The sequence below is a fragment of the Mesorhizobium sp. M5C.F.Ca.IN.020.32.2.1 genome (genome assembly GCF_004023105.1).
Taxonomy (GTDB): Bacteria; Pseudomonadota; Alphaproteobacteria; order Rhizobiales; family Rhizobiaceae; genus Mesorhizobium; species Mesorhizobium wenxiniae.
Map to the genome: position 1 here is coordinate 1 of NZ_RZSX01000425.1, position 5332 is coordinate 5332.

Consider the following 5332-nt stretch of genomic DNA (forward strand, 5'->3'; position numbering starts at 1 on the left):
GATCCAGCTGATCAGCGGCGCCAACATCGGCAGCATCTACCGCGGCGTGCTGGCCGCCGGCGGCAGCGCCTTCGGCCTTCTGCTGGCGCTGCTGTTCATGATGATCGCGCTGTTCTTTGCCTATCGCGACGGCGAGCATTTTGCCGGGCAGGTCGACCGTCTCGGCGAACGCATCCTGCCGACCAGGTGGGAGCGGATTTCACGCGTCGTGCCGGCGACGATTTCCTCGACGGTAACCGGCATGACCATTATCGCCATCGGCGAGGGGGTAGTGCTGGGCGTGGCCTACTGGCTGGCCGGCGTGCCGTCGCCGGTGACGCTCGGCGCCCTGACCGGCATCATGGCCCTGATTCCCGGCGGCGCACCGCTGTCCTTCACGCTTGTTTCGATCTATCTCGCCGCCAGCGGCTCGCCGATGGCCGGGTTGGCGCTGTTCATCTGGGGGAGCGTCGAACTGTTCATCGTCGACAAGACATTGCGCCCGAAACTGGTCGGCGGCCCGATAAAGCTGCCGTTCCTGCCGACCTTTTTCGGCCTGATCGGCGGCGTCAAGACGATGGGCTTTCTCGGCCTGTTCATCGGCCCGGTGCTGATGGCATTGCTGGTCGCGATCTGGCGCGAATGGCTGCGCGAGGTGGAATTGGCCGACGAACTCGCCCCCGCAGCACCGGCGGAGATGGAAGGGTCGCCGCCGCAAATCGAAATCGTTGCCGAGAAGAAGTCTCAGGCCGGGTGACTGACCGCAAGGCTTGCGCGGCGCTTGCGCCCCTCATGCAGCTGCCACAGCGAATGGGCGACCAGCGTGACGATCAGGATCGCGCCGCCGATCAGGCTGTTGCGCGACGGCGTCTCGGCAAAGATCATCCACATCCAGACCGGCGCCAGCACGGTTTCGAGTAGATAGAACATCGCCACTTCCGGTCCCGAAATATATTTCGGCCCGTTGGCGAGGCAGAAGAACGAGATCGGCATGATTACGGCGCCGTTGAAGATGATCCACCACGGCGCGTTCACCTGAAGGCCTTCGCCTGAGACCATGAACAGTGCGACGGCCAGGGGCAGGATCACGCCGACCAGCGATGTGAACCCCATGTCCTTGCCGCTGGCGCGCGAGATGGTGATGGCCAGCGAGATGAAGAAAGCCGAGCACAGCGCCATGAGATCGCCGAACAGGTGCCCGGTGCCGATCGAATCGCCGACGATGATCGCGACGCCGACAATCATGACCAGCATCGCGGCCACCGTGACCAGTCGTGGCCGCTCCTTCAGGAACAGCCAGGACAGCAGTGCCGCGAACACTGTGTTGAAGGCCAGGATGAAGACCAGATTGGCGGTCGTGGTATAATAGATGCTGGTGACGAAGGTGACCGAGGTCAGCCCATAGCATATCGCGACAACGAGCCCCGACCAGCCGGGGACGAGCTGCGGCGCGTTCCTGCTCAGCGAGCGCCAGACGGCCCAGACGATCAGCGCCGCGACCAAGGCGGTGCCCGTGCGCAGCAGGAGGATCGTCCACGCGCCGCCGCCGGCGAGCCGGATCAGTGGAATGTCGATGGTCAGCATCAGCCCGCCGATGGCGGTGATGAGAAGGCCCTTCTGGTGATCGTTGTGGGACGACATGGCAATTCTCGCAATGATGTGGAGGCAGGCGCAAAATTGGCCCAGCGTCTGTCGTTCCAGCCAAGCGGCCGAAAACCAGCGGCATCCTCCTTGAAACAGTTTTAAGGATGGTTGGCGAAAGGGCGGATCAGCGCGAAACCGCTTCGTGGTCGTAGCGTTCCCAGCCTTTCGGGCCGAGATGCTCCTGCGGCATGAAGCGCATCTTATAGTTCATCTTGCGCGAGCCGTTGACCCAGTAGCCGAGATAGACATGGGGCAAGCCCATCGCCCTGGCGCGGGCGATGTGGTCGAGGATCATGAAGGTGCCGAGCGAGCGGTCCTCGAAGTCCGGATTGAAATAGGAATAGACCATCGACAGGCCGTCGGCCATCTTGTCGGTGAGCGCCACCGCGATCAGCTCGCCCTGGCCCTTGCCGGTGATGAAGCTGTCGGGGCCGCGGCGCCGGTATTCGATGACCTTGGTATCAACATGGGTGTCCTCGACCATCATGGCGTAGTCGAGCACCGTCATGTCGGACATGCCGCCGCGGCGATGGCGGGCATCGAGATAGCTGCGGAACAGCGAATACTGCTCGGTGGATGGTTGCGCGTCGTGCATGGCGCCGATGAGGTCTGAATTGTGCTGTATCACCCGCTTCATGTTGCGGCTGGCAGTGAATTCCTGGGCCAGGATGCGTACCGAAACGCAGGCGCGGCAGGTCTCGCAGGCCGGCCGGTAGGCGATGTTCTGCGATCGCCGGAAGCCGCCTTGCGTCAATAGGTCGTTCATCTCCGGTGCCTTGTCGCCGACCAGATGCGTGAACACCTTGCGCTCGAACTGGCCCTCAAGATACGGGCACGGCGACGGCGCGGTCAGGAAGAACTGCGGCGACTGGGTAGGATGGTGCGTCATCGAACCTTGGAAACACTCCTGCGAATCATACCTTTGGCGCGCACGGCGAAAAATTCAACAGGATTGTGAAGGCGTGGGTGATCGGAAGCCGTCACTTTGCACACAAATGCGCGCGGGACTCGTAAAAAAGCTGTTTCAGCGGTCACTGCGGCTGACCACCGTGCCCAGCAGCAGGTCGTGCAGCGTGCGCTTGCGGTCGGCAAACAGCGACACCAGAAGGACCAGCGGCGTCAGGATGACGTTGCCGGCCCAGAACAGCACCGAATGCACCACGGCCGTCAGCCCGTCGATGCGGGTGCCGTCCAGACGGTCGAGCCGGATCCCCATCATCTTCATGCCTGTCGTGGCCTGGTCGGCGCTGCCGAGCGTGTTCCAGATGTAGAGGATGGCGACGGCCGGCACGAGGACGGAAAACAGCATCCAGCCGAGGCCGAGCGTCAGAATCCCGAGCAAGAACACCAGGATCGCGAACGGGATGGTGAGCAGCGCGACGATGCAATAGTCGATGATGAAGGCGAGGACACGCCGCCTGCGCACGCTATCATAGGCCCTGATATCATCGAGCCTGGTGGTGATGATTTCGCCGTCGAGAACGCGCGCGTTCATGTCATTCCTCGTAATCAGGCCCGGGATAGGGTGCGGGCCGCCTGGTTTTGAAATGGTGAAGTCTTGCTGCGGAATCAAGATCAAGCCTTTCCGCGACATGCGGTGGGAAGCAGCGCCGGGCACAGCCCGAATCGGTTGAATTTGGAGCGCCGATGGCGTTAGCTTGCTGCAGCGCAACAAAGCGCAGGCGAGGGCGACATGGACTACGACATGCTGGTCATCGGCAGCGGCCCTTCCGGGCGCCGCGCCGCAGTGCAGTCGGCCAAGCTCGGCAAAGCCGTGCTGGTGGTCGACAGGGGCCGGCGGCTTGGCGGTGTCTCCGTGCACACCGGCACCATCCCGTCGAAGACGCTGCGGGAAACTGTGCTCAACCTCTCCGGCTGGCGCGAGCGCGGCTTCTACGGGCGCGGCTACCGGGTCAAGCAGGACATTTTGGTCGGCGATCTGATCGAACGCCTGCACAAGACGCTCGATCACGAGGTCGAGGTGCTGCAGCACCAGTTCATGCGCAACACGGTCAAGAGCGCACGCGCCGCTGTCAAGTTTCTCGGTCCCAACAGAGCGAGCCTGACGACGGACACGGGCGACTATAGCGAAGTCGGTTTTGCGCATGCGCTGATCGCGGTCGGCACCCGCCCGCACCGGCCGCGCGACGTGCCCTTCGACAAGACTCGTGTCTTCGACAGCGACGAGATGCTGGAGCTCGAGCGCCTGCCGCGGACACTGACGGTGATTGGCGCCGGCGTCATCGGCGTGGAGTACGCGACGATCTTTTCGGCGCTCGACGTGCCGGTGACGCTGGTCGAACCGCGCAACACCATCCTCGATTTCGTCGACCGCGAGATCGTCGACGATTTCATCCATCAGATGCGCGACCGCGGCATGACGATCCGGCTGGGCAGTGCGATCAAGGAGATCGCCTCGAAACCGGACTATGCCGAGGTGACGCTTGCCGACGGCCGCACCATTCGCTCGGAGATGGTGCTTTATGCCGCGGGGCGCACCGGCAATGTCGGCGCGCTCGGTCTGGACGTGGTCGGCATCGAGGCTGATTCCCGGGGCCGCATCAAGGTCGATCCGCAGACCTTCCGGACCAGTGCGCCGAACATCTATGCCGCCGGTGACGTCATCGGCTTTCCGAGCCTCGCCTCCACCTCGATGGAACAGGGCAGGGTGGCCGCCTGCCATGCCTTCGGCGTGCCCTTGCCGCCGCCGCCGGAAACCTTTCCCTACGGCATCTACGCCGTGCCGGAAATCTCGACCGTCGGCCAGTCCGAGGAGCAGGTGCGCGAGGGTGGCGGCGCGTATGAGGTCGGCGTGGCGCGCTTCCGCGAGACCTCGCGCGGCCATATCATGGGCGTCAACACCGGCTTCCTGAAGCTTCTGTTTTCGGTCGAAACGCGCCGGCTGCTCGGCGCGCATATCGTCGGCGAGGGCGCGACCGAACTGATCCATATCGGCCAGGCGGTGATCAATCTCGGTGGCACCGTCGATTTCTTCGTCAACAACACCTTCAACTATCCGACGCTGGCCGAAGCCTACAAGATCGCCGGGCTGGACGCCTGGAACCGGATGGGGCGAGGGTAAAATCTCGGCTCATCGATTTGCCTGCGCGATGACCGTTGCCGGGCCTGCCAGCCATTGCCTGACGATTTCAGCATCCCGATCGCCGATTTCGTGACCGGAGGCGACGGTGTGGGCGTCGACCTGGGCGCCATGCCGGCTGAGCAGTCCGACCAGCGCGAGTGCGAAGGGCCCGTAGGTCAGGTCGGCGGCGCCGGATATGATTGCCACCCGTGTCTTGCGGAGGTCCGCCGGCGGCACCTCGTCCAGCACGGGCATGGGCCGCAGCAACGCTGCTCGCGCGATGAGTTGCGGATGCAGCAGCATCACGCTTGAAACCAGGTTCGCGCCGTTGGAATAGCCGAGAAAAATCGCCCGGGAGAGGTCGAGGCCGTGGCGTTTCGCGGCTTCCGTGATGAAGTCAGCGAAAGCGGCCGCTTCCTTGCGGATGCTACCCTGTTCGAAGCGTATGGGCGAGATGCGTCTGAACCAGCGGAAACCGTCCTCCTGGGCGATACGGCCACGCACTGCCACCACCACCGCGTGCGGTGCGATTTGCTGCCCCAGCGCCACCAGCGTCGTCTCGTCGACACCGGATCCATGTAGAAGAAAAAGGCATTCGCCGGTTGGTTCTGCTGGTCTGTGGAGGCG

6 protein-coding genes are annotated in these 5332 nt (G+C 63.6%); 2 read left to right on the forward strand and 4 right to left on the reverse strand.

Translation table 11 applies throughout. The features are described from left to right. On the forward strand, positions 1-736 hold a 736-nt coding region (locus tag EOA86_RS20600), incomplete at its 5' end, for an AI-2E family transporter (protein ID WP_164891864.1). Here EOA86_RS20600 and EOA86_RS20605 read toward each other — a convergent pair. The 3 genes from EOA86_RS20605 to EOA86_RS20615 form a co-directional block, all read right to left on the reverse strand. Further along, complete coding sequence (locus tag EOA86_RS20605) at positions 724-1620, reverse strand: DMT family transporter (protein WP_128343325.1); 897 nt, start codon at positions 1618-1620, stop codon at positions 724-726. The two genes, EOA86_RS20600 and EOA86_RS20605, sit on opposite strands and share 13 nt — an antisense overlap. A gap of 127 nt (positions 1621-1747) precedes the next feature. Continuing rightward, the gene (locus EOA86_RS20610; protein WP_029353973.1) at positions 1748-2512 is read right to left on the reverse strand and encodes an arginyltransferase; all 765 of its coding nucleotides are present in this window, start codon (positions 2510-2512) and stop codon (positions 1748-1750) included. Between the two features lie 135 nt (positions 2513-2647). Further along, positions 2648-3118 (reverse strand): RDD family protein, encoded by a 471-nt coding sequence (locus EOA86_RS20615; RefSeq protein ID WP_128343326.1) that lies wholly within the window; start codon positions 3116-3118, stop codon positions 2648-2650. Positions 3119-3316: 198 nt separating this feature from the next. On the opposite strand from EOA86_RS20615, the gene sthA reads away from it, so the two are divergent. Beyond that, positions 3317-4705 (forward strand): Si-specific NAD(P)(+) transhydrogenase, encoded by a 1389-nt coding sequence (sthA, locus tag EOA86_RS20620; RefSeq protein ID WP_128343328.1) that lies wholly within the window; start codon positions 3317-3319, stop codon positions 4703-4705. Positions 4706-4714: 9 nt separating this feature from the next. On the opposite strand, the gene EOA86_RS20625 is transcribed toward sthA, so the two are convergent. Then, positions 4715-5332 (reverse strand): alpha/beta hydrolase (locus tag EOA86_RS20625; protein WP_164891865.1); only part of this gene is annotated, 618 nt, incomplete at its 5' end.